The organism is Vitreoscilla sp. C1, assembly GCF_002951955.2.
GTDB classification, from domain to species: domain Bacteria; phylum Pseudomonadota; class Gammaproteobacteria; order Burkholderiales; family Neisseriaceae; genus Vitreoscilla; species Vitreoscilla stercoraria.
This window is the reverse complement of the sequence record NZ_CP019644.2, coordinates 1,503,462-1,527,844: the sequence shown is the minus strand read 5'-3', so window position 1 is coordinate 1,527,844 and position 24,383 is coordinate 1,503,462. Positions and strand designations below refer to the sequence as shown.

General features: G+C 44.0%; 21 protein-coding genes. 11 read left to right on the top strand and 10 right to left on the bottom strand.

Annotated elements, in window-relative coordinates; translation table 11 throughout:
* Positions 1-64 precede the first annotated feature (64 nt).
* The gene (locus ADP71_RS07440; protein ID WP_019957597.1) at positions 65-1,588 is read left to right on the top strand and encodes a fumarate hydratase; all 1,524 of its coding nucleotides are present in this window, start codon (positions 65-67) and stop codon (positions 1,586-1,588) included.
* Between the two features lie 82 nt (positions 1,589-1,670).
* Here ADP71_RS07440 and ADP71_RS07435 read toward each other — a convergent pair whose 3' ends face one another.
* The 3 genes from ADP71_RS07435 to ADP71_RS07425 all read right to left on the bottom strand — a co-directional run bounded on the left by ADP71_RS07435 (position 1,671) and on the right by ADP71_RS07425 (position 4,594).
* Positions 1,671-3,176, bottom strand: a complete 1,506-nt coding sequence (locus ADP71_RS07435) for an ATP-dependent nuclease (protein ID WP_171461042.1) — start codon at positions 3,174-3,176, stop codon at positions 1,671-1,673.
* Between the two features lie 173 nt (positions 3,177-3,349).
* Positions 3,350-4,219, bottom strand: a complete 870-nt coding sequence (locus ADP71_RS07430; RefSeq protein ID WP_019957599.1) for a DUF2797 domain-containing protein — start codon at positions 4,217-4,219, stop codon at positions 3,350-3,352.
* A 234-nt stretch (positions 4,220-4,453) separates the two neighbouring features.
* On the bottom strand, positions 4,454-4,594 hold the full coding sequence (locus ADP71_RS07425; protein WP_158667190.1) for a hypothetical protein: 141 nt from the start codon (positions 4,592-4,594) through the stop codon (positions 4,454-4,456).
* 50 nt (positions 4,595-4,644) lie between these two features.
* On the opposite strand from ADP71_RS07425, the gene purM reads away from it, so the two are divergent.
* The gene (purM, locus tag ADP71_RS07420; protein WP_019957600.1) at positions 4,645-5,682 is read left to right on the top strand and encodes a phosphoribosylformylglycinamidine cyclo-ligase; all 1,038 of its coding nucleotides are present in this window, start codon (positions 4,645-4,647) and stop codon (positions 5,680-5,682) included.
* Between the two features lie 65 nt (positions 5,683-5,747).
* Here the strand turns inward: purM and ADP71_RS07415 are convergent, their stop codons facing one another.
* A complete protein-coding gene (locus ADP71_RS07415; RefSeq protein ID WP_019957601.1) occupies positions 5,748-6,212 on the bottom strand; it encodes a hypothetical protein in 465 nt (154 codons plus the stop codon).
* A 264-nt stretch (positions 6,213-6,476) separates the two neighbouring features.
* Here ADP71_RS07415 and ispZ point away from each other — a divergent pair, with 264 nt between their 5' ends.
* A complete protein-coding gene (gene ispZ, locus ADP71_RS07410) occupies positions 6,477-7,058 on the top strand; it encodes a septation protein IspZ (protein ID WP_019957602.1) in 582 nt (193 codons plus the stop codon).
* 63 nt (positions 7,059-7,121) lie between these two features.
* Here the strand turns inward: ispZ and ADP71_RS07405 are convergent, their stop codons facing one another.
* On the bottom strand, positions 7,122-7,559 hold the full coding sequence (locus ADP71_RS07405; RefSeq protein ID WP_019957603.1) for a PACE efflux transporter: 438 nt from the start codon (positions 7,557-7,559) through the stop codon (positions 7,122-7,124).
* A 108-nt stretch (positions 7,560-7,667) separates the two neighbouring features.
* On the opposite strand from ADP71_RS07405, the gene ADP71_RS07400 reads away from it, so the two are divergent.
* Positions 7,668-8,561, top strand: a complete 894-nt coding sequence (locus ADP71_RS07400) for a LysR substrate-binding domain-containing protein (RefSeq protein WP_019957604.1) — start codon at positions 7,668-7,670, stop codon at positions 8,559-8,561.
* A gap of 75 nt (positions 8,562-8,636) precedes the next feature.
* Here the strand turns inward: ADP71_RS07400 and ADP71_RS07395 are convergent, their stop codons facing one another.
* The 4 genes from ADP71_RS07395 to ADP71_RS07380 form a co-directional block, all read right to left on the bottom strand.
* Positions 8,637-9,212, bottom strand: coding sequence for an Ail/Lom family outer membrane beta-barrel protein (locus tag ADP71_RS07395; RefSeq protein ID WP_104931910.1), 576 nt, complete (start codon positions 9,210-9,212; stop codon positions 8,637-8,639).
* 283 nt (positions 9,213-9,495) lie between these two features.
* Complete coding sequence (locus tag ADP71_RS07390; RefSeq protein ID WP_019957606.1) at positions 9,496-10,860, bottom strand: aspartate aminotransferase family protein; 1,365 nt, start codon at positions 10,858-10,860, stop codon at positions 9,496-9,498.
* A 64-nt stretch (positions 10,861-10,924) separates the two neighbouring features.
* Positions 10,925-12,259: a glutamine synthetase family protein gene (locus ADP71_RS07385; RefSeq protein WP_019957607.1), complete on the bottom strand. Its 1,335-nt coding sequence runs from the start codon at positions 12,257-12,259 to the stop codon at positions 10,925-10,927.
* Between the two features lie 73 nt (positions 12,260-12,332).
* The gene (locus ADP71_RS07380; protein ID WP_019957608.1) at positions 12,333-13,082 is read right to left on the bottom strand and encodes a gamma-glutamyl-gamma-aminobutyrate hydrolase family protein; all 750 of its coding nucleotides are present in this window, start codon (positions 13,080-13,082) and stop codon (positions 12,333-12,335) included.
* 662 nt (positions 13,083-13,744) lie between these two features.
* Here ADP71_RS07380 and ADP71_RS07375 point away from each other — a divergent pair.
* From ADP71_RS07375 to lpdA, 7 genes are all read left to right on the top strand, one after another.
* Entirely contained in the window at positions 13,745-14,506 is a 762-nt protein-coding gene (locus ADP71_RS07375) for a SanA/YdcF family protein (RefSeq protein ID WP_019957610.1), read from the top strand.
* 11 nt (positions 14,507-14,517) lie between these two features.
* Entirely contained in the window at positions 14,518-15,159 is a 642-nt protein-coding gene (locus ADP71_RS07370; RefSeq protein ID WP_019957611.1) for a Smr/MutS family protein, read from the top strand.
* A gap of 476 nt (positions 15,160-15,635) precedes the next feature.
* Positions 15,636-18,311, top strand: a complete 2,676-nt coding sequence (aceE, locus tag ADP71_RS07365) for a pyruvate dehydrogenase (acetyl-transferring), homodimeric type (RefSeq protein WP_019957613.1) — start codon at positions 15,636-15,638, stop codon at positions 18,309-18,311.
* A gap of 71 nt (positions 18,312-18,382) precedes the next feature.
* The gene (gene aceF / locus ADP71_RS07360) at positions 18,383-20,026 is read left to right on the top strand and encodes a dihydrolipoyllysine-residue acetyltransferase (RefSeq protein ID WP_104931907.1); all 1,644 of its coding nucleotides are present in this window, start codon (positions 18,383-18,385) and stop codon (positions 20,024-20,026) included.
* A 252-nt stretch (positions 20,027-20,278) separates the two neighbouring features.
* Positions 20,279-20,500: a hypothetical protein gene (locus tag ADP71_RS07355; RefSeq protein ID WP_158667189.1), complete on the top strand. Its 222-nt coding sequence runs from the start codon at positions 20,279-20,281 to the stop codon at positions 20,498-20,500.
* A gap of 243 nt (positions 20,501-20,743) precedes the next feature.
* Positions 20,744-21,340, top strand: coding sequence for a hypothetical protein (locus ADP71_RS07350; RefSeq protein WP_104931905.1), 597 nt, complete (start codon positions 20,744-20,746; stop codon positions 21,338-21,340).
* 22 nt (positions 21,341-21,362) lie between these two features.
* On the top strand, positions 21,363-23,138 hold the full coding sequence (gene lpdA, locus ADP71_RS07345; RefSeq protein WP_019957617.1) for a dihydrolipoyl dehydrogenase: 1,776 nt from the start codon (positions 21,363-21,365) through the stop codon (positions 23,136-23,138).
* A 194-nt stretch (positions 23,139-23,332) separates the two neighbouring features.
* Here lpdA and ADP71_RS07340 read toward each other — a convergent pair whose 3' ends face one another.
* A complete protein-coding gene (locus tag ADP71_RS07340; RefSeq protein ID WP_104931904.1) occupies positions 23,333-23,965 on the bottom strand; it encodes a nitroreductase family protein in 633 nt (210 codons plus the stop codon).
* Positions 23,966-24,383 lie beyond the last annotated feature (418 nt).

Below are 24,383 nucleotides of genomic sequence, written 5' to 3'. Positions count from 1 at the left end.
GGCATAAAACGTTAGAATATATGGCTGAGTATTTAACACCTCACCATAACAAAAAGGTTAATCCATGACTGTAATCAAGCAACAGGATTTCATCCAAAGCATTGCCGATGCATTTCAATTCATCAGCTATTATCATCCAAAAGACTTTATTCAAGCCTTGACCAAAGCTTGGGAAAAAGAAGAAAACCCAGCGGCAAAAGACGCAATGACCCAAATTTTGGTCAACAGCCGCATGTGTGCCGAAGGTCGTCGCCCGATTTGCCAAGACACGGGCATTGCGGTGGTGTTCTTGAAAGTGGGCATGAACGTGCAGTGGGATGCGGAATTGTCGGTACAAGACATGGTCAACGAAGGCGTGCGCCAAGCGTATGCGGCAGCGGGCAATCCGTTGCGTGCGTCGATTTTGCGTGATCCTGCGGGCAAACGCCAAAACACCAAAGACAATACACCAGCAGTCGTTCATATGGAAATCGTTAAAGGCGATAAAGTGGAAGTGATTTGTGCGGCCAAAGGCGGTGGTTCTGAAAACAAATCCAAATTGGCGATGTTGAATCCTTCTGATTCGATTGTGGATTGGGTTTTGAAAACCGTTCCGACCATGGGCGCAGGTTGGTGTCCTCCGGGCATTTTGGGCATTGGTATTGGTGGCACGCCTGAAAAAGCGGCCTTGATGGCAAAAGAATCGTTGATGGGTCACATTGATATCCAAGAATTGCAAGAAAAAGCTGCTTCAGGCGCTGAATTGTCTACGGTGGAAGCGTTGCGCTTGGAGTTGTTTGAAAAAGTGAATGCTTTGGGCATTGGCGCGCAAGGCTTGGGCGGCTTGACCACAGTTTTGGATGTGAAGATTTTCGATTATCCAACGCATGCAGCGTCAAAACCTGTGGCGATGATTCCGAACTGTGCGGCAACGCGTCACGTGGAATTTGAATTGGATGGTTCAGGTCCTGCGGTTTTGGAAGCGCCAAGCTTGGAAGATTGGCCTGATATCACGTACGATCCGACCAATGGCAAACGCGTGAATTTGGATACTTTGACCAAAGAAGAAGTGGCATCTTGGAAAATTGGCGACGTGTTGCTTTTGAATGGCAAAATTTTGACCGGTCGCGACGCAGCGCATAAACGTTTGGTGGACATGATTAACAATGGCGAAGAGTTGCCAGTGGACTTCACCAATCGCGTGATTTATTACGTAGGTCCAGTCGATCCTGTTGGCAATGAAGTGGTTGGCCCTGCAGGCCCAACGACTGCCACGCGCATGGACAAATTCACCCGCACGATGTTGGAACAAACTGGTTTGCTCGGTATGATTGGCAAATCTGAGCGGGGCCCTGTGGCATGTGAAGCGATTGCCGACAACAAAGCGGTGTATTTGATGGCAGTGGGCGGCTCGGCTTACTTGGTGTCCAAAGCGATTAAAACGGCCAAAGTGTTGGCGTTTGAAGAATTGGGCATGGAAGCGATTTACGAATTCGATGTCAAAGACATGCCTGTGACTGTTGCCGTTGACCCAACTGGCCAATCGGTACATGCGATCGCACCAAAACAATGGCAAGCGAAAATTGGTATTATTCCGGTTGATGCTTGATTATTGATGTGATGGCATGAAAGAGGCGTCCTGTAAGGTTTACAGGACGCTTTTTATCATTAATTTTGTCTCATTTCACAAGTTAGATAGTTGTTTCTATTTCAGCCTGTGTTACATTTAGCTGCTCAACAAGATTGATCATTTGTTCAATCGATTGCTTTAATTCTGATTCTGTATATTTGTTGGCTTGCATGGTTACATTTTCAGGGTGATGGACATGATTTCTGATAAATGTTTGGAGGGTTGTTGATTCAGGATTTTGTACAATACCTTTATTTTCTCTAATCCATGTTTTATCTAATGCAATACCTTGAGCACTAAGCCATTGGTCAACTTTAACATTGTTATAGAGGTTATTTAGTTCTTGTAAGTAACCATACAATTCATTGTGTAACTCAACAGTAGGTAAGTTGTATGCTTTATAACTAATCTCACCCCAAGAAGGACTCCATGGGAACAAGGGTGATGTATTAACAGCTTCAATGGTATTTTGATTGTTTATTTTTTTCAAAATAAACAATCCCGCATTTCTAATTTCTGTTGATGACAAAATAAATGGTGAGTGGGTAGTGATAAAAACTTGTTTGGTTTTTGAAATCAACATAATGGCATCCAAAAGCTTTTTTTGTCCCATTGGATGCAGGCATATTTCAGGTTCATCTATAAACAAATAAAATGGCTTAGAAATAGTAGTATTGTTGGCAGTAGAGGTTAATTCTGCATAAACTTGCAGTAAAGACAAAGCGACGGCTCTTTGCATGCCATGACCTTTTTCATTCATAGGCACTTCAACGCCATCATCAATAACAATGTTAGCTGTTTTGAAAAAATTGTCTATTTGTAATTCTTCAAAGCGAAATGAAATATTAGCATCGCCAAATTGAGATGAAAAAACGGTTTGTATTTGTTGTTCAATTTCAGAGATTTTAACCCTTAAATCAGAAGTTGGATTGTTAAATAAATTGTGATAATTACTTTGAAATGCCTCATATTCTGGAGTACTTGAGTGCCCAATTGCAATTTCCTTCAAAAGCGAACCACATATTGTTGAAGCTCCGAATTTTGCTTCATCGCTTGGATTGGTATCTGCCCATATAAAATTATTGTCATAAATTTTTTTGAATGGCGCATCGATGCCTGATGGATTTGAATAATTTTGTTGGGTATTATTCCAAAAATTTATCGTTTTTATATCATTTGGAGTTGCTTGGTTCCATTGCCTCTTAACTCTAAAATGTTCGACATTATTTTGACATTGAAAGATGGCGTTTGTAAAAGAGTTGATTTTATTTGCTTGTACATAATTGTTTACGACATCGCTAATATTTCCTACGTATGTTACTTCAACTGAAAAATCATTCAACTGAATGTTAGGGTCAGATTTGTTGACTATTAAAGAAGGTTCTTTTCTAGAGCTATCTTTTAAAAAATCCAAAGCTTCAAAAATGGTCGATTTACCAGAATTGTTTTCCCCAATAAAAATATTCAGACCGCTGCCTTCATGAATGCCATCAGGCATATTGAAAGATAAATCGTGAGTAGAGTGAAAGCCTTTGAAGTTTTCAATGGTTAACGATTTGATAAACATATTAAATTCCCCCTTGTGTTGTTAATTAAAAATATATGACATAATAATTATTAAAGTCAAAAATTTTAATTAAAATAGTTATTTATTGTGAAAATTTAATATAATTTTTTATAAAAGGCGTCCTGTAACTTTTACAGGACGCCTTATTCACTCTATACAATCAAAAAACCGTCTCAAACCACACGCACAATCAATTCATAACCCGTGTATTTGCGAATGTTAATCACGCCTGTGTCGAGCAGCAAATATTGTCCCTTGATGCCTTGTAATTTGCCACGCACGGTAGGTGTTTTATCCAAATTGTGCGATTTGACTTTTTCAGGATACACATTCACAGGGTAGGCAAATTCGCGCATATTTTCTTGATTCAAAATGGTGATGCCTTCTTCAAAATCGGATTTTTGCGCAAACTCATCGCGAATTTCGGCGATTTTCGGCTCAAACTCGTTCAATAATTCGTCGCGTACCGTTTCCAAATTCAAGCTCGATGCTTCGCCTTTGAGCAATTTGCGCCAATCGGTTTTGTCGGCAACTTGTTCGCCAAACATCACTTCTAGTTTGCCTGACAAACGGCGCGAACCGACTTGCATGATGGGCAAAGCTTGGGTTGCTCCTTGGTCTAGCCAACGCGTGGGCATTTGTCCTAAGCGTGTGATGCCGACTTTCAGGGCGCTGGAATTGGCCAAATAGACAATGTGCGGCTGAAAACATACCGATTGCGCAAACGATTCTTCGCGGCAGGTGCCGACATGGTAATGGCAGGTTTCGGGTTTCATGATGCACATGTCACATGCGGCTTTGGTTTTGAAACACTTAAAACAATGCCCTTGTGAGTAGGATTTGGGCGTTTTTTTGCCGCAAGAGACGCAGTAAATATTGCCCGTCCAAGTCAATTCTACTTCTTGACCCAATGCCAATGGTGTGTCGATGACGGCTTCATCCAAAATAAAGCGGTATTGGACTTGTTGTTTGCTGGGATTGGATGCGCTGTCTGATGACATCAAATCGGTGTGCATTTTATGGCATACGCCTTGATATTGCATAAAAAACTCTTTTATAAATGGACAGCAGCTTGGAATTGGAAAAGCTGGTTTGGAGGTGTGGCTGCTGTGTGGGTGGATGCCGATAGAAGGTTTAGATTATACAAGATGCCATCGTAAAAATTGGTTTGAATCCCTTAATATTGGCGTAGGTTTTCTTAATCGTTGCCTAGGGATATGGAATATTGAGAGGTGAGACCTGATTTTACTAAGCGTCTTGTCAACCTTACAGGACGCTTAGTGATGGCGGTCACATTGTTTTTTAGCAAACGTATTGCCATCAAAATCAAACTGCTGCTGCTGCGTTGTAGAAGTATTGCAGATATTCATCTTATCGGTGTGTGCATAAGAGGCGTAATCGGTTAAAATGGAGTCCATCTCAAGCCGCCTATCTTTAGGCACTCATTTGGATTAGGAATCTGTCATACATGAGCGACTCTTTAAGTTATCGCGATGCTGGTGTCGATATCGACGCTGGCGATCAATTGGTTGAAAACATCAAGCCGTTTGCAAAACGAACCATGCGTCCTGAAGTATTGGGCGATTTGGGTGGTTTTGGTGCGTTGGTGGAAATCAGCAAGAAATACCAAAACCCTGTTTTGGTGTCAGGCACTGACGGTGTGGGTACCAAATTGAAGTTGGCTTTTGATTGGGACAAACACGATACAGTCGGCATCGACTTGGTTGCCATGAGTGTGAACGATATCTTGGTGCAAGGCGCTGAGCCATTGTTCTTCTTGGATTATTTCGCTTGCGGCAAATTGGACGTGGCTCGCGCTACTGACGTCATCAAAGGCATTGCGCAAGGTTGTGAAGAATCAGGCTGTGCATTGATTGGCGGCGAAACGGCTGAAATGCCAGGCATGTACCCTGAAGGCGAATACGATTTGGCAGGTTTTGCTGTTGGTGTGGTGGAAAAAGACCAAGTCATCAATGGTCGTTCTATCGTGGCAGGCGACGTGGTGTTGGGTTTGGCATCTAACGGTGCACACTCAAACGGTTATTCTTTGGTACGCAAAATCATTGAGCGCGACAATCCTGATTTGGATGCAGCCGGCTTTGATGGCGACAAAACTTTGCGCCAAGCGATCATGGCACCGACTCGTTTGTATGTGAAACCTGTATTGGCGGCTTTGAAAGAATTCACCATCAAAGGCATGGCGCACATCACCGGTGGCGGCATCACTGAAAACGTGCCACGCGTGTTGCCTGAAAATACCGTGGCGCAAATCGATGCAGCGTCTTGGGAATTGCCAAAATTGTTCCAATGGTTGCAACAAGCGGGCAATGTTCAGGCACAAGAAATGTACCGCACGTTTAACTGTGGCATCGGTATGGTGGTTGTGGTTGCAGCGGAAGACGCAGACCGTGCACAAGCATTCTTGAGCGAACAAGGCGAAACCGTTTACCGTTTGGGCGCGATTCGTGAGCGTCAAGGCGATGAGCATCAAACCCAAGTGGCTTAAGTTTTAGATTCAAAATCAAAGCGTCCTGTAACAGTTTACAGGACGCTTTTTTATGCACATCGATTTTAAACAGTGGATTTGCAAGAGGCTTGTTTCAAAGCAATATTGGCCACTTGGTTGTGACGGATGGTGAATTCCCAACTGGCGTCGCCACGATTGTTATATGGCAAGACGTCGTGGATGAAATTGGCATCGCCAAACAAGGCTTTGACTTGTTGAACATCGTCTTGCAAATGAATGCCGCCTAATGCCCATTTGCCATCGTAAATGACAATTTGGCTGACCATGGGTTGTTTGTGGTACTCGGTAAAGGTGATGCTCATGCCAGGATAATGCCATTGCATATTGTTAGATTCAGGGTCGCAAGTGTTGTAAATGTATTGGTCTTGATCGTTAGGATTGCCTAATGCTAACAAAACGGTTTCTGTATTGTCATTGAGTTGGATACCGTTGACCGCTGGCGTGGGCAATTCGGATGGGATTTGTACTCCTATGCCAAAAATCACTGCCAAGATGATGAATTTATACATAAGAACCCCCTAATTGAGGAAGAAAATGAGTCAGGCATAAAGCTATTTAGAAAGCATGAACTTAGCCTAAGTTTCATTCTACGCATGAATAAATTTTTGTTGCAGATGTCAGCAGATAAGAGGTCAATTGTGAGGGTTTTGTGGTAAAAAATCGAATAGCATAGCGGTCTCAAATCCTTTGCTTGGATTAACGCAGTTAATTCACGGCAAAAACGGCATTTAAGGCTACAATAGCGCTCTGTTAAATTTTAATACTTTGGGTTTATGAACGCGAAAACTTTGGATGCTATCAAGCCGTTTTTGGATTGGATTCCATTAATTGTCTTTTTTTACATTTATAAAACGACTGAGGGCGAGGGCAGCGAGCATATTATTGCAGCGACGACAGGCTTATTAATTGCTACTTTGATTGTGTATGGCTTGATGTTTGTGTTGCAAAAATTCACATTGGAAAAACGCCAGTGGTTGGTGGTGGTGTTGACGGTGGTGTTTGGTGGCTTGACGATGGCATTCCAAGACGATTTTTACATTCGTTTGAAAGCACCGATTATCAATGCGGTGTTTGCGTTTGGCTTGGCGATGAGTCCATTGTTTTTAGGCGGTACTCCGGGCATCCAAAAAATGTTAGGTCCAATTTTTGAGATGACGCCGAAACAATGGATGAAACTCAATTGGGTCTGGGTTGGATTTTTCACACTGATGGCGGTTTTACAAGCGTTGTTTGCCTTTGTATGGGTGGAATATTGGGCGATGTTCACCGCTTTTGGTGACATGATTGTGATGGTGGTGTTTATGGTGGCGCAATTTTGGTTTTTGCGTGGTTTTATGCGCAAAGACATCAAATAATATATTGAGATGTTGAGTCTGCATATACAAAAGCGTCCTGTAAATTACAGGACGCTTTTTAGATTATTTGGCGTTGACCAATGCCGAATTTGGCAAGCCAAATGTTTTGTCAAACAACCATTGAAAACCAAATTGGTACACCATGAAAAACAACATCAAACCGATGTTGGTCGCCAAAGCCGCTTGCCAAGAAATCGCCAACCAAAATGCTGTAATCGGTACTACCAGCAAACCGAAGCCGGCTTCAAAACCCAAAGCATGGATAATGCGGCGTTTTAAAGTACGGGTGGTGTCTGCTTGGCGGGCTTCCCACATTTCAAACAAATAATTGAAAGCCATATTCCAAAACAAAGCCAACATAGACAAAATCACCGACAAACTGGCAGCATTAGATAAACTTTTACCAAATAAGGTGGCTACAAAAGGCGATACCATGATGATCGCTAAAACTTCGTAGCTGATGGCTTGAACAATTTTGCGTTTTAAGCCTTGCAATTGCATAAAAACCTCTTTTAGAATCATGAATATGTTGGAATGACAAGCAGTATAAAAAAATACAGTGGTTTTTACAAACGAGTTTTATTGCTCAAGCATTAGAAAAACTAAATCATGTTCAAAGATTTACCCTTGAATGCCTTGCGTGCGTTTGAAGCGACTGCCCGTTTGGGCGAGATTAAGCTGGCAGCGCAAGAATTGTTTGTGACCCCTGCAGCGGTATCACAGCAATTGAAAAAATTAGAGCAACACCTACAATTGAATTTGTGGGAGCGACATGCCAATCAAATTGTGTTAACCGCAATAGGGGCGCAATTGTATGAAGTGTGTCACCGCAGTTTGTTTGATTTGCAAGCGGGCATACAAACATTGCGCCCTGAAAAAAGGGCTTTGAGCGTGTGTGTGCAAATGCCTACCACGATGGCGAGTTTGTGGTTGATTCCACGTTTGGGCGATTTTTACCGCCAATATCCTGATATTGACGTGCGTTTATTGACCAGTGGCGAATGGCGTTTGCCTGATTCTGATTTGAATATTGATGTGTTTTTGCGCTGTTTGCCTGAGCAAGAGGCGTTTGATGCGCAATTCGGTTATGAACCATTGTTCGCAGAAAGCATGAGCGTGTATGCTTCGCCTCATTTTTATTGGCAAGATGCGGTGAATGTGATTGCGATTCAATCTGATGATTGTGTTTACCAAGCCATGAATTGGCGGGTGTGGTTAGAGAAATATGCGCATTTGGGCGTGCAAGTGGGGCAGACGCGGGTGTTTGATACAGAAAATGATGCAATACAAGCAGCGATTGCTGGCTATGGCTTGGTGTTGGCCAGCGATGCTTTGGTTTCTAAAACGGTAGAACAAGGTTTGCTCAGACCCATATTTCCACAACACAGCTTGGTGTGGCATGAGTCTTATTATGCGGTGTATCGTTTGGCACGACAGCGACATACGGCGGTAGCGACATGGTTGAAGTGGTTGCAAGAGCAAGCGTATTTGCAAAAAACATAATATCAAAATATTGAATGTCACAAGCGTCCTGTAAACCTTTACAGGACGCTTGTGACATTTTAAAGCAGGGTGATATTAAAAACGATAACCCACGCCCACATTGAATGCATTCATGCTGCGTTTGTCGTAGCCATCGTTGACGCGTGAGCTTTCATAGCCGACATCGACCGACCAATTGGGAGCGGGATTGTATTGCACGCCTGCGCCATACATCACGTTGGTGTCTTTGTTGTCGATATTGTAAATTCTGCCTGTGCGGTTTTGTTTTTGAGTGCCTTTGGTGTCCGCTTTGGCGACACCAACCACGCCATAGACGTTGACATTGGGATTGATGCGATAGCTAGGTCCCACGCCTGCTGAGTAATAGTCTACATCCACATCGTTTTCATACAACTGGTTACTCGATGTGATGTTGTTTCTTTGTTTGCCACCCATGTAAGTGAGATTGGTCATCACGCCCCAAGGTTGTTGGTCAAATTGGTAATTGTATTTGGCAGTTACACCGTTTAATTTGTCTGCGCCTGAAATCTTACCGTGACTGTAACCGATGGAAACAGTGGTATTGGGATTGCCTTGGGCATCTTGTGCTTGTGCATTCATCGCAATCAAGCCTAAGCCGCTGGTCAATAAAAGAGTGGGTATGAAGCGCATAGAAAACTCCTATTCTGTGTCAAAGCCACTGTGTCAGGGTTCAATTGAGCCTTGCAACAGTGTTTTTTGACAATAAACTTGGGTTGGTTTGGGAGCAAGATAACTTGGGTTAAGCTAAGTCAAAACCCATGTGTTTATGTGTTTTTGGTGTGAGTTTGTTTTAATTCATTTGAAAAGTGATTTTCAAATTGAAATTGTGCAAAAGAGTGTGAAAATGGTGTGGATGAAAAAAGCGTCCTGTAAACATTTACAGGACGCTTGTAAGGATTCAAATACTGAAAAATTATGCGCCTAGTTTGGAGTCCATTGCCGTTTCAAATTCTTGTAAGCATTTTTCAGCGGTAGCAAGCATCAAATCGATTTCTTCTTTGGTAATAGTCAAAGGAGGCGATGCAACGATGTGGTCGCCACAAGCGCGCATGATCAAATTGTTGCTGAAGAAAATATCGCGCAACATCGTGCCGGTTTCGCCTTCGTTCGGGAACATTTCACGAGTGGCTTTGTTTTTGACTAAAGTGAAGCCTTGAATCAAGCCTACGCCACGCACATCGTCCACGTATTTGAATTGTGACAACATTTCACGCCATTTGGCTTGCATGTAAGGACCTGTTTTGTCGTGGACGTTTTTGATGATGCCTTCATCATCTAAAATTTCCACGTTTTTCAAAGCCACCGCCGCTGCCACAGGATGACCTGCGTAAGTAAAACCGTGGTTGAAATCGCCGCCTTTTAAGATGCCTTCAACGACTTTGTCACCGACAAACACCGCACCGATAGGCAAGTAGCCTGAAGACAAGCCTTTGGCAGTGGTGAAAATATCAGGTTGGAAACCAAATGTTTCGTGACCAAACCATTCGCCTGTACGACCAAAACCACAAATCACTTCATCGGCGACCAACAAAATATCGTATTTTTGACAGATTTCTTGGATGCGTGGCCAGTATGTTGATGGTGGAATAATCACGCCACCTGCACCTTGAATCGGCTCGCCCACAAATGCGGCGACATTGTCCGCACCGATTTCCAAGATTTTTTCTTCTAACCAATTGGCTGCACGAATACCGAATTGCTCAGCCGTTTCGCCTTCTTCATGCAAGCCATAAAACCAAGGTTGTTCGATGTGTACAATGCCTTCAATTGGGAAGCCACCTTGTTTGTGCATGCCTTTCATGCCGCCCATGCTCACGCCACCGATGGTTGAACCGTGATAGCCATTCCAACGACCGATTAAGGTTTTTTTCGATGGTTTGCCCACTGAATCCCAATAATGGCGCACCATGCGTATCATTGAATCCACCGATTCAGAACCTGAACCTGTGTAAAACACATGGTTAAAGCCTGCAGGCGCGATGCTGGCCAATTTGGCAGATAAATTAATCACCGCAGGGTGTGAGGTTTTGAAGAATGTGTTGTAATACGCCAATTCATTCATTTGGTCACGGGCAATGTCTGCCAATTCTTTGCGACCGTAACCGATGTTCACACACCACAAACCTGCCATACCGTCGATGATTTTATTGCCTGCATCGTCGTAGATATAAATGCCATCGGCTTTGGTGATGACGCGCACACCTTTTTCTTTCAATTGTTGGTTGTCAGAAAATGGATGTAAATGGTTGGCAGTTGCATTCAAAGTGGTATTGGTCATGTTAATTTCCTTATCAATATTCATTTTATGACTGGTTGTAGCGAAAATTCTTATTGTTGATTTTTTATACATATAGCAATAAGAATTTTCGCTCCCATGGGCTAATCACGCGGAAATATTCGGCAATTTCAGATTCTTTGATACCGATATACATTTCTACAAAACGTTTGCCTAAAATTTCTTGGATTTCAGTACAGGCACGCAATCGGTCAATTGACTCTTCAGGCGTCACTGGAAACTGAAATGGCAATTCATAGGCATTGCTTGAGTTGGGTGCCGAAGGTTGCAGTTTTTGCTGGATGCCCAACAAACCACACGCCAAAGAGCATGCCAAAACCAAATAAGGGTTGCAATCGACACCGGGTAAACGGTTTTCCACACGTCGGCCTTGTGGGCTTGAGCGCGGTACACGCAAACCAACCGTACGATTGTCATAACCCCATTCCACATTGGTGGGTGCTGCTGTGTATTTGGTCAAGCGACGGAATGAGTTCACGTAAGGCGCAAAAAACGGCATCGCTTCAGGCAAGTATTTTTGTAAACCGGCAATGAAATAGAAGAAAATTTCCGAAGGCGAACCATCTTCATTGGAAAACGCATTTTTGCCGGTTTTATTGCACGTCAAACTTTGGTGAATGTGCATGGCGCTGCCAGGCTCACCTTCCATTGGTTTGGCCATGAAGGTTGCGTACATTTTGTGGTTAAAAGCCGCTTCGCGTACGGTGCGTTTGAACAAAAATACTTGGTCAGCCAAATCCAAAGCATCGCCATGTAAGAAGTTGATTTCCATTTGCGCCGCACCGACTTCGTGAATCAACGTATCCACTTCCAAGTTTTGGGCATGACAATAGTCATAAATCTCTTCAAACAACGGATCGAATTCATTCACCGCATCAATGGCGTAAGAGCGACGACCAAACTCTGAGCGGCCTGTACGACCTACTGGTGGAATCAAAGGAATGTCTGGGTCAGGATTGGGAGACACCAAATAAAATTCCATTTCAGGTGCTACCACAGGGGTATAACCCAACTCTTCATACAGTTTCAATACACGGCGCAAAACGGTACGTGGTGCGGTTTCCACTGGAATGCCATCAGAAGAGAAACAGTCGAATACCAATTGAGCGGTGGGATCGGTTGCCCAAGGTACGATGCGCAAGCTGTCAACATCAGGGCGCAATTCCATATCAGGGTCGGTCATGTCCATGATGCCTACATCAGGAAATTCCCCCGTTACCGTTTGCAACAATACCGCTTCAGGCAAACGCATTTCAGGCTCTGAAATGAATTTGTCTTTGGGTAAAATTTTGCCACGGGCAACACCTGAAATATCAGGAACGATGCATTCTACTTCGGTGATTCTGTGTTCTTTGAGCCAGTCAAATATTTGGTCATACATACAAAAGTCCTTGGTTTACATTAGCTGTGATTCCTTTGAATCAAGGCCTGTTTACAGGCTTGGGGTGGAAAACTCATTTGGTGCTGGCATATTGCTCACAAGCTTCGGCAAATGCTTTGAATAAAGCGACAGAAGCGGCTTTTTCAGTGTATTTCCATTCAGGATGCCATTGCACTGCATACGCAAAAGTTTTGGCATCTGTCACACGAAAGGCTTCAATTAAGCCATCAGGGGCATGTGCTTCAGCAGTCAAACGAGGGGATAAATCTTGGATGCCTTGCTGATGCAAGGAATTGACGGTTGTGACATGGATGCCATTCATCCATTGTTGTAGATGGCTGCCAGGCACCAATTGAACATCGTGGGCATCGGCATAAAGAACTTCATGGTCTAGGCTATCGGGCTCTCTGTGGTCCATGAAACCTGCCACTTCTTGTACTTTTTGATACAAGGTGCCGCCTAAAGCCACATTCATTTCTTGAAAACCACGACACACGCCAAACAAAGGCATGCCGATGTCTAAAACATGTTCAATCAATGGCAAAGTGGTTTGATCACGTTTGGCATCGAGTAAGGTATTGGCATCATCCAAGTCGCTGCCGTACAAATGTGGTTGGACATTGGACAATGAGCCTGTTAGGAAGATGCCGTCTAGTTGCGGCAACAAACGTTTTAAGATTTCTAAGTCGCCCCAAGCAGGCAGCAACACCACATCGCCGACAGCGCCTTGTACAGCAGCAATGTATTTTTCACCAGCGGCATGAAAATCCGCTCTACCAACAAATTTGACATCACAAGGGATGCCGATGACAGGTCTACGCATAATGCGCTCCTAAGATTGTTTTTCCGCACCGTATGTCCATTCACCAACACTAAATAAACGGTTCACTGGACACCCGACGCGGCATATTGTGTATGAACCTGCCTTTACTATCACACGGCATTTGAGGCTTGGCAAGGGGGGAATTGAAAATATTTTTTGTGAGTCAAAGCGGTGCAATGCAACAATTTGCTGTTTTGGTATGGTCATCAAATGGTTGGGTTGGCTGGATTGTTTATGTGGAATGTTGTTGGGTATGATTTGAGCCTATTTTGAGTTTTTTGAATGATTTCGTCTTTGGTTAAGATAGCCATTATTTTTTTAATTAAAATTCAATTTTAATGAAAGGTGTTTTTTAAGCTTTGATTTGAAAAGAGATTGTTTGTATTTTAAAGATTGCTTGTTTGGGTGAAATAAGTGATTGTTTTTTGAGTATGGCTGGTATTTATAGAGGCAATTTGTATTGTTATCTGGTTTACAGGACGCTTGTGTCTGAGAATCAGGTATTTTTTGTTTAAGATGTTAATATTGTATTTTGCCATGATTGCTTCTAGTCAAAAGATGGCAAGCTGTGGTTTCATGTTGTTTGGCAGAATTCAGTGAGCAAAAGCTTAACTTGGCTAAGACGATTTTAACGACTCAGTTGACTTGAAAAAGGGATTTGGATGAAAAAACGTTACAAAGCTTTGGTGGGAACTGGTGTGGTGTTGGCAGGGACGTTAGCAGCTTGGGACAGTTGGGTGACATGGCGCCACCGAAAGGATATTTACGATGATGTGGAGGATGTGCCTTACCACCGTTATGGTTTGGTCTTGGGTACGGCGCCCGTTTTGGCCAATGGTGCGGTGAATCATTATTATAAATACCGAATTGAAGCGGCGGCGCTGTTATACCAACAAGGTAAAATTGATGTGGTGGTGGTGTCGGGTACGGACAATGGTGAAGATTATAGCGAGCCTGAAGCCATGCGTTATGATTTGCAGACGATGGGCGTGCCTGCGATGTGTATTGTGATGGACAAAGGCGGCGAGCGGACTTTGAACAGTGTGTTGTATGCCCAAAGCCAAGGTTTGATGGACGATTGGTTGATTATTTCACAAGCGTTTCACAACCAGCGTTCGATGATATTGGCGCACCATTTGAATGTGCGGGCGCATGCTTATAATGCGCGTGATGTGGAAAGCGGCCTGAAAGTGCAAGTGCGTGAGCGTTTTGCCCGTATGCGTTTGGGTTGGGAATTGTTAACAGGTCGCATTCATGCGCCTGTGAGTGCATCATTAACGACAACAAAGACTGATGATGTTCAAACAAATGGTGTTGAAAAATCGAATGAGGATGCTCCCAAAGAAGCATGCTTAAATCATGATACTCAAAACGATGTGGAACAGCTGGATGAACAAAAAGAGACAGAGGCCGCTTTGTCTTAGCCGCAATATGGATGATGGTAGAAAAACAGATGATGGAAGACTTTAAAAAATTATTAGAAACTTTGGGAAAACAGTCCAAAGTTGAGCAAGTGCAAGAGCAGCAGCAAAAATTGGCAATCTTAAAGGCAGAAAAAGAAGCCGAAGTATTTGACTTTGACAAAGCCATGGCGGGTGTGACGCGCTTGAAAGATCCTAATCGTGCACCACGCTATGTGGACAAAACGCCGACGCGTGTGCGCAGCGAGCGCATGGATTTGGCAGAAAAAGACCATTATTTCTATGTCAGTCAAGAAGCCGATGAGACGCCACCAAAGCAGTTTTCTAAGGGCGGTCAAGGTCGCAAAGACATTGAAAAATTGTTGTCAGGTAAATTGCGGGTGATTTCGACTTTGGATTTGCATGGTTATTCTTTGGAAGAAGCGCAAGAAGTATTGAATGAATTTATTGATTATGTGCGTCAATATGGTACTTGCGGTGAAATCATTCATGGCAGTGGTTTGGGCTCTCGTGGTTTTGCGCCTGTACTGAAAAATATGGTGAGACGTTGGTTGATGCAACATCCTGAGGTTTTGGCGTATACAGAGCCTCATGTGAATAATGATGGTGCGGTTTTAATCTTGTTAAAAAGAGTCTGGAGGGATGAGACTGAATGAAGATAAAACAGCGGTTTTGAACAAAAACGAATAATCTGCATGAATGAATCAGGCAGATTATTTTTTTTGATGAATAAATATGAATCTGGATTCAATTTTATTTAAATGTTAATAATATCCATGTGTTTCATTTTGTTCATTTTCTTTTTCATTCAATAGTGAAAATCTTATAAATTGACAAATATAAGCAAGTTTTTTTTAGATTGAACTGCTTACTTAGCAATTGCTTGAGTGGGAAATTGCTGCTAGGATAATTCTGAAAATACAGTATGTTGCGGTGCATCAAAAGTTTTTTGACGCCATATAAAAGCTTAAGTTCTTTGAATTTAAACTGAAAAATATATTCCGTATTCATGGCATACTCATTTGTAACAAATCGAACGAAAACGAACTGTTTTATTTTCAATATAGAATATCACTAGCTGGTTTTTGAAAAATGTTGTTTTTTGAATATTTTGAGTGCTGAAGGATAAAATATGACTGAGCAATTCAAAGATGTAGATCCAATTGAAACCCAAGAGTGGTTGGATTCTTTAGCATCGGTTTTAAAACATGAAGGTCCTGAGCGTGCACATTACATTTTGCAGCGCTTGGTACGTGAAGTACGTCGTACTGGCGTACATTTGCCTTTTAGCGCTACAACGGCTTATTTGAATACCATCCCTACAGGCAAAGAAGTGAAGTCGCCAGGCAATCACGAATTAGAACACCGCTTGCGTTCTATCATTCGTTGGAATGCGGCAGCAGTGGTGTTGCGTGCGGGTAAAAAAGATTTGGAATTGGGCGGTCACATCGCTTCTTATCAATCGGCAGCGACTTTGTACGATGTGGGTTTTAACCACTTTTGGAAAGCTTCTAATGAAAACGAAGACGGTGACTTGGTTTTCATTCAAGGTCACTTGGCACCAGGCGTGTATGCACGTGCTTTCTTAGAAGGTCGTTTGAGCGAAGAGCAACTAGACAGCTTCCGTCAAGAAGTGGATGGCAATGGCTTGTCGTCTTATCCACATCCTTGGTTGATGCCTGATTTCTGGCAATTCCCAACCGTATCTATGGGTTTAGGTCCATTGATGGGCATTTACCAAGCGCGTTTCTTGAAATACTTAGAATCTCGTGGTTTGGCACGCACCAAAGGTCGTAAAGTTTGGGTGTTCTGTGGCGACGGCGAAATGGACGAGCCTGAAAGCATGGGTGCCATTGCTTTGGCCGCACGCGAAGGTTTGGACAACTTGATTTTTGTGGTCAATTGTAACTTGCAACGCTTGGATGGTCCTGTGCGTGGTAACGGCAAAATCATTCAAGAATTAGAAGGTGATTTCCGCGGTTCAGGTTGGAATGTATTGAAAGTGATTTGGGGCGGTCGTTGGGATCCATTGCTCGCTCAAGACAAAGACAATTTCTTGAAGCAACGCATGGCAGATTGTTTGGATGGTGATTACCAAACTTTCAAATCCAAAGATGGTGCATATGTGCGTGAGAAATTCTTCGGCGCCTATCCAGAACTCAAAGCCATGGTTGCCAATTGGTCAGATGAAGAAATTTGGGCGTTGAACCGTGGTGGTCATGATCCTCATAAAGTGTATGCGGCATACCACGAAGCGACCACCAATGCTAATGGTCGCCCGACTGTGATTTTGGCGAAAACCATCAAAGGCTATGGCATGGGTGCATCTGGCGAAGGTCAGAACATTGCGCATCAAGCCAAAAAAATGGATGTGGAATCACTGAAAAAATTCCGCGACCGTTTCAGCATTCCTGTGAGCGATGCGCAATTGGAAGCAGGTGAAGTGCCTTACTTCAAACCAGCTGACGACAGTCCTGAAATCCAATACTTGCATGAGCGTCGTCAGGCTTTGAATGGTTATTTGCCTAGCCGTCAAGCGAACAAAACGCCATTGGTAGTACCATCGTTGGATGCTTTTGATGCACAGTTGAAAGCTTCAGGTGACCGTGAATTCTCTACCACCATGGCCATTGTTCGTATCATGGGTACTTTGCTCAAAGACAAGCAAATTGGCAAACGTGTGGTGCCGATTGTGCCAGACGAAAGCCGTACTTTTGGTATGGAAGGCATGTTCCGTCAATACGGTATTTGGAACCCTAAAGGTCAAAAATACACGCCACAAGATGCTGATCAATTGATGTTCTACAAAGAATCTGAATCAGGTCAAATGTTGCAAGAAGGCATTAACGAGCCTGGTGCGATGAGCTCTTGGATTGCGGCGGCAACGAGTTACGCCAACAGCAATTACGCGATGATTCCATTCTACATTTATTACTCTATGTTTGGTTTCCAACGTGTGGGTGATTTGGCTTGGGCGGCGGGCGATTTGCGTGCCAAAGGTTTCTTGTTGGGTGCAACCGCAGGTCGCACGACTTTGAACGGTGAGGGTTTGCAACACGAAGATGGTCACAGTCAAATTCAGGCCGACTTGATTCCAAATTGCATCTCTTACGATCCAACCTATGCTTACGAATTGGCAGTGATTGTTCAGGACGGTTTGCGTCGCATGTATGACGAACATGAGGATGTGTTCTACTACTTGACTGTGATGAACGAAAACTACAAACACCCAGCGTTGCCAGAAGGTGAAAAAGTCAAAGCCGATTTGCTCAAAGGCATGTATTTGTTGCAAGCTGCTGAAGGCACGGGACACCATAAAGTACAGTTGATGGGTTCAGGCGTGATTTTGGAAGAAGTGATTCGCGGTGCAGAATTGTTGAAACAAGATTTCAATATTGATGCGGATATTTGGAGCGTGACGTCATTTAACTTGGTGAATCGTGATTTGCAAGAAGTGTTGCGTTATAACCGTTTACACCCAACAGGCGAGCAAAAAGTGCCATTCATCACCACGCAATTAGAAGGTCATGAAGGTCCTGTGGTGGCGGCAACCGATTACATTCGTTCGTTTGCAGACCGTGTTCGTGCTGGTATTGATGCTGACTTCACTGTGTTGGGCACGGATGGCTTCGGTCGCTCGGATTCTCGCGCTAACTTGCGCCGCTTCTTTGAAGTAGACCGTTACCATGTGGTGGTGGCCGCTTTGAATGGCTTGGCCAATGAAGGCAAGATTGGCAAAGAACAAGTGGCTTTGGCTATCGACAAATACGGTATTGATGCCGAAGCGATCCCTAGCTGGTTGCGTTAATCAATGGCTTGCGTCCTGTAAACATTTACAGGACGCCTCTTTAGTGAGCTAAGCGTTAAAGGAATATCTCGATGGGTCAAATCGTAGAAATCAAAGTGCCAGACATTGGCGGACATGAAAATGTGGATGTGATTGATGTGTCAGTCAAAGTAGGCGACACCGTGGCAGTGGATGAAACCTTGATCACGTTGGAAACGGACAAAGCAACGATGGACGTTCCCACTGATGTGGCTGGTGTGGTCAAAGACATCAAAGTGGCTGTGGGTAACAAAATCTCTGAAGGCAGCGTGATTGTGTTGATTGAAAGTGGCGAAGCCGTTGCTGAGCCTTCACCACCTGCTGCAGCCCCAACCCAAGCTCCCGTGGCTGAAGCAGCCGCAGCAGTTTCAACTTCGGCTGCTGCTGAAGTGAGCATTGAAGTGCCTGATATTGGCGGACATGAAAATGTGGACGTGATTGATGTGCCTGTGAAAGTGGGTGATACGGTTGCGTTGGATGAAACCTTGATCACTTTGGAAACCGACAAAGCGACCATGGATGTGCCATCTACAGTAGCGGGTACCATCACAGCGGTGAATGTCAAAGTGGGTGACAAAGTCAGCCAAGGCAAAGCCATTATTGTGATTGCGACATCATCTCAAACAGCAGCACCTGTTGCGCCTGTGGTTTCGGCACCTGTGGCGGTGGCAACACCTGTTGCTGCGCCCGCACCAACGGTGACAACTGCTAACAACCCACCTGTGGCCGCTTCAAGCACGATTTTGCAATCGACAGCAGCCGTGGATGAAGCAGGTTTCTCTAAAGCCCATGCAGGCCCTTCTAGTCGCAAATTTGCGCGTGAATTGGGCGTGGATTTGGGTCGTGTTAAGGGTTCTGGTGCCAAGGGTCGCATTACCAAGGAAGACATCAAATCATTTGTCAAAGGTTTTATGGCGACAGGCAGCGTGCCTGCGGCCACAGCGGGAGCGTCTTTGGGCGGTGGTTTGGATTTGTTGCCATGGCCTAAAATTGATTTTTCTAAGTTCGGTGAAGTCGAAGTTCAGCCTTTGAGCCGTATTAAGAAAATTTCAGGTCAAAATTTGTCGCGCAACTGGGTGATGATTCCACACGTGACCGTGAATGAAGACGCGGACATGACCGAATTGGAAGAATTCCGCAAAACCATCAACAAAGAGTGGGAACGCGAAGGCGTGAAAGTGTCGCCTTTGGCATTCATCATCAAAGCTTCTGTGGTGGCATTGAAGCAATTCCCTGAGTTCAACTCATCTTTGGATGGTGACAATTTGGTGTTGAAAAAATACTTCAACATCGGTTTTGCCGCTGACACGCCTAACGGTTTGGTCGTGCCTGTGATCAAAGATGCTGACAAAAAAGGGTTGAAAGAGATTTCACAAGAACTAGCTGAATTGTCGAAAAAAGCGCGTGAAGGCAAACTCAAACCGCAAGAAATGCAGGGTGCTTGCTTTACCATTTCTTCATTGGGCGGCATTGGTGGCACAGGCTTCACACCGATTGTGAATGCGCCTGAAGTGGCGATTTTGGGTGTGTGCAAATCGCAAATGAAACCTGTTTGGAATGGCAAAGAGTTTGCGCCACGCTTGATGTGTCCATTGTCTTTGTCGTTTGATCACCGTGTGATTGATGGCGCGGCAGGTATGCGCTTTACGGTGTTCATCGCCCAATTGTTGGCTGATTTCCGCCGTGTGATTTTGTAAGACGGACAAGCGTCCTGTAACCGCTTACAGGACGCTTGTTAGATGGTTTCGCTGAATTTAAATCGTGTTGCTTGAGTGAATGGGATTGGGCAGATGATGCAACTTGATTCAGATACGGTCATTAAAGTGGCTTTTAAGCGTTCTGAATATGGTTGCGTAGGCGTGGTGCTGTTGTTTTTAGCGATACCGACTTGCATTATTTTTTACAGAACAGCATTGTTTGCATACATTGTTTGCAGCATGAGGAGCTCTATGGCAATTGGGGTGAGTGTCATCTTGATTGTCTGGGCTTTATTATTGTGGTTTTTTGTGTATGCCATGGGTAAAGTTTGTGCAGATACAGCGACGGCGATTCATATCGATAAGCATGGTATTTGGATAGAAAGTTTTTACAAACGCAATTCTCATTTGTTCAAATGGGAAGACATCGTTGCCATCCAATATCAATCTTCCTCGGTACAAATCTGTTATTAGCAAGGGTTATCGCTATTGGTATCAGAAGCAGGCTTATGATTATGAATAATTGGCAGCGTCAAGATTATTATCAGCCCAATCGAAATGATGTTTTCCAACATAAGTTGCCCAAAAAAATGGTCGGCTATGACGAGTATGAGTGGTTGAATTTATTACAATACCATTTTAATTTGTATGCTCCTGACAAGGCAATCTGATAGAGCGGAGCGGATGTCATAACACTGCTTTACATGAGGTTTGCAGATGACTTTAGACACCAACGAAGCCACTGTGATTGAATTTTCATGGACGCATTACTTCTGTCTTTGTTGGGCGGTTGTGATTCTCATCGCATTTTCAGCGATTCCCGCCTACATGACTGCTTTTCATGTTGGGACGGTGTGGATGGCTTTGATCCATGGCAGTTGGGCAGTGTTATTGGCGTTGTTTTTTTTGGTGTTTTGGACGGTATTGTTGTTTGGTTGTTTTTACTGCTTTTATATAGGAATATTGGCAGCACCTCGATATGTGTTTTTGAACACTGAAGGCATTTGTGTACAGACGCTTTACAGACCGCTTTCTTACCATCTTGCATGGGAAAATGTCGCAGCCATTCAGGTAGAAGTTTATGCTTCGGTAACTTTGCATTTTTATACAGGTAGCAAGTATCTTTATGTCAAAGAACAATATCCAATAGGTGAAAAACAACGTGATGTGTATCGAAAATACAAGCAAACCAGTTCGCAAATGTTGGTAAACCGAGTGAAAGATTACAGCAAACCGCAATTTGAACAATTATTGATGACTTATTACCGGCGCAGGAATCAACAACCAAACAGTATTTTGGTGCCGAAAAATTGAATACAAATGAATAGAGGTAATTATGGCTCTCATTGAATTAAAAGTCCCTGACATTGGTGGTAGCGAAAATGTTGATATCATTGACGTGAATGTGAAAGTGGGCGACAGCGTGGCTGTGGATGACACTTTAATCACTTTGGAAACCGACAAAGCCACCATGGATGTGCCTGCTGAACAAGCGGGCGTGGTCAAAGAAATCAAAGTGGCTGTGGGCGACAAGATTTCTGAAGGCGGTGTGATTGTGGTGATTGAGGTTGCTGCTGCAGCCGAATCCACATCTGCGGTGACAGCTGCTCAAACCGAAGCTGCACCGAAAACCGAAGCTGCGCCTATACCAGCGGCAGCGAATTTTTCAGGTGCCGCTGAAGCTGAGTACGATGTGGTGGTGTTGGGCGGTGGTCCTGGTGGCTATTCAGCCGCTTTTGCCGCTGCCGACCAAGGTTTGAAAACGGCGATCATTGAGCGTTATGCGACTTTGGGCGGTGTGTGTTTGAATGTCGGTTGCATTCCATCGAAAGCTTTGTTGCACAATGCTGCGGTGATGGATGAAGTCAAGCATTTGGCCGCCAACGGCATCAAGTTTGCTGAGCCTGAAATTGACATCGACATGTTGCGTGGTTACAAAGAAAAAGTCATAGGCAAACTGACAACAGGTTTGGCTGGCATGGCCAAAGCGCGCAAAGTGGACGTGATTCGTGGCAATGCGCAGTTCATTTCTGCCAACCATTTTGAAGTGACCGAAACCACAGGCACAGGCAAGGACGAAACCGCGAACAAAAAAGTGGTGGCCTTTAAAAACGCTATCATTGCCGCAGGCAGCCGCGTGACCCAATTGCCGTTCATTCCGCAAGACCCTCGCATTGTGGATTCAACGGGTGCGTTGGAATTGAAAGCCGTGCCTGAAAAAATGCTGATTATCGGTGGTGGCATCATCGGTTTGGAAATGGGCACTGTTTACAGCACATTGGGCGCACGCTTGGATGTGGTGGAAATGATGGATGGCTTGATGCAAGGCGCGGACCGTGATTTGGTCAAAGTGTGGCAAAAAATGAACGAATACCGCTTTGACAACATCATGTTGAATACCAAAACGGTGGGCGTTGAGGCTAAAGAGGACGGCATTTACGTGACGTTTGAAGGTGCGAAAGCTCCAACCGAGCCACAACGTTATGATTTGGTGTTGGTGGCAGCGGGCCGACAACCTAATGGTTTGTTGATTGGCGCGGACAAAGCAGGCGTGGCGGTAACCGAGCGCGGCTTTATCAATGTTGACAAAACCCAACGCACCAATGTGCCGCACATTTACGCCATTGGTGACATTGTCGGTCAACCGATGTTGGCGCACAAAGCGGTGCACGAAGGCCATGTGGCAGCGGAAAATTGTGCCGGTCACAAAGCGTTTTTTGATGCGCGTGTGATTCCAGGTGTGGCTTACACCGATCCTGAAGTGGCTTGGGTAGGTGTGACCGAAGAAATCGCCAAACGCGATGGTATCAAAATCACCAAATCGGTGTTTCCGTGGGCAGCTTCAGGCCGTGCCATTGCCAATGGCCGCGACGAAGGCTTTACCAAGTTGATTTTTGATGCTGAAACTGGCTTGATCATCGGCGGTGGCATTGTTGGCACGCACGCAGGTGACATGATAGGCGAAATTTGCTTGGCCATTGAAATGGGTTGTGATGCCGAAGACATCGGCAAAACCATTCATCCGCATCCAACTTTGGGTGAGTCTATTGGTATGGCAGCAGAAGTGGCATTGGGCGTTTGTACCGATTTGCCGCCGATGCGTAAAAAATAATTTGATTGAAAGCTTGCTTGGTTTTACAGCCTGATTGCTTCGGTAACAGGCTGTTTTTTTGTGCAGGTCATGTATATGCTAAAAGCGTCCTGTAAAGGTTTACAGGACGCTTTGGATTATGGTTAAGCATCAAAGGTGACGATTTATGTCAAAGCTTTACAGAACGCCTATGGTGGCATCATTAAGCATGACCATTATGGTTTGATAATCACAAATTCATCCATCGGCATGCGCACTTTTTCAAGTTTTGACCACCAATCGTTTTCCACGTCTTGCACGCCCAACGCCAGCAAAGTCACCGATTTCAAACCCAATTCAGACAAATGCAACACTTGGTCCATGCCTTCTTTGTCAAAGCCTTCCATCGGTGTGGCAGCCACACCCAACAGCGCTGCCGCAGCAATGGCCACGCCCATGCCGATGTGGGCTTGTTTGGCTGAGTGATGGTATTGCTGCTCTTGGGTAAAACCGCCAAACAAATCCTTCAAGCCTTGAATTGTCTCGGTGGTTACAGACGCATCTTGTTTGCGAATGGTGCGTGCTTCGGCATCACGTTGATCAATGCGTGCATCGTCCATCGCATCCCACGACACAAACACCAACAAATGCGAACATTCGGTAATTTGTGGCTGGTTAAAAGCCACTGGTGCCAATGCTTGTTTTAAGGTTTGATCGCTCACGCACACGATGTGAAACGGTTGTAAGCCTGCCGAAGTTGGTGCTAGGCGAGCGGCTTCTAAAATAGTGTTAACCACGTTTTGGTCTAATTTTTCACCTGTCATGCGTTTGACGGCAGAGCGGTGTTGTAAAGCGTCAATCAATTGCATTTGAGTCCTTTGAACATGTAAACATGATGTGGTTGGCAATCACAATAGATAAAAATTTGACCAAATAGTTTTGGTAGTGAGTCAACTGTATGGATTTGTAAGGATTTTTTTCAGGCTTTAGATTTTTTTCAAATGCAGGTATGTGTTGAGAAACAGAGGATTGATTTTGTCCACAATTCATGCACAGAATCTGTGTATAAGTGTGTTGATAAGATGGTTTAGTTTAGGTATATCAATGATTTGGTGTTTTGATTAAAAAATAATCAACTGAATTTTTAATTTGACTCCCCATGTTTTATTAATATGTATTTTTAATACGATTGCATCGTATTTTGATGGCTTATGATTGACTTATTTTTTAAATAAATTTACATATTCTGTTGTAAATCTTATTTTAAACATATTTAATTGAAATTAA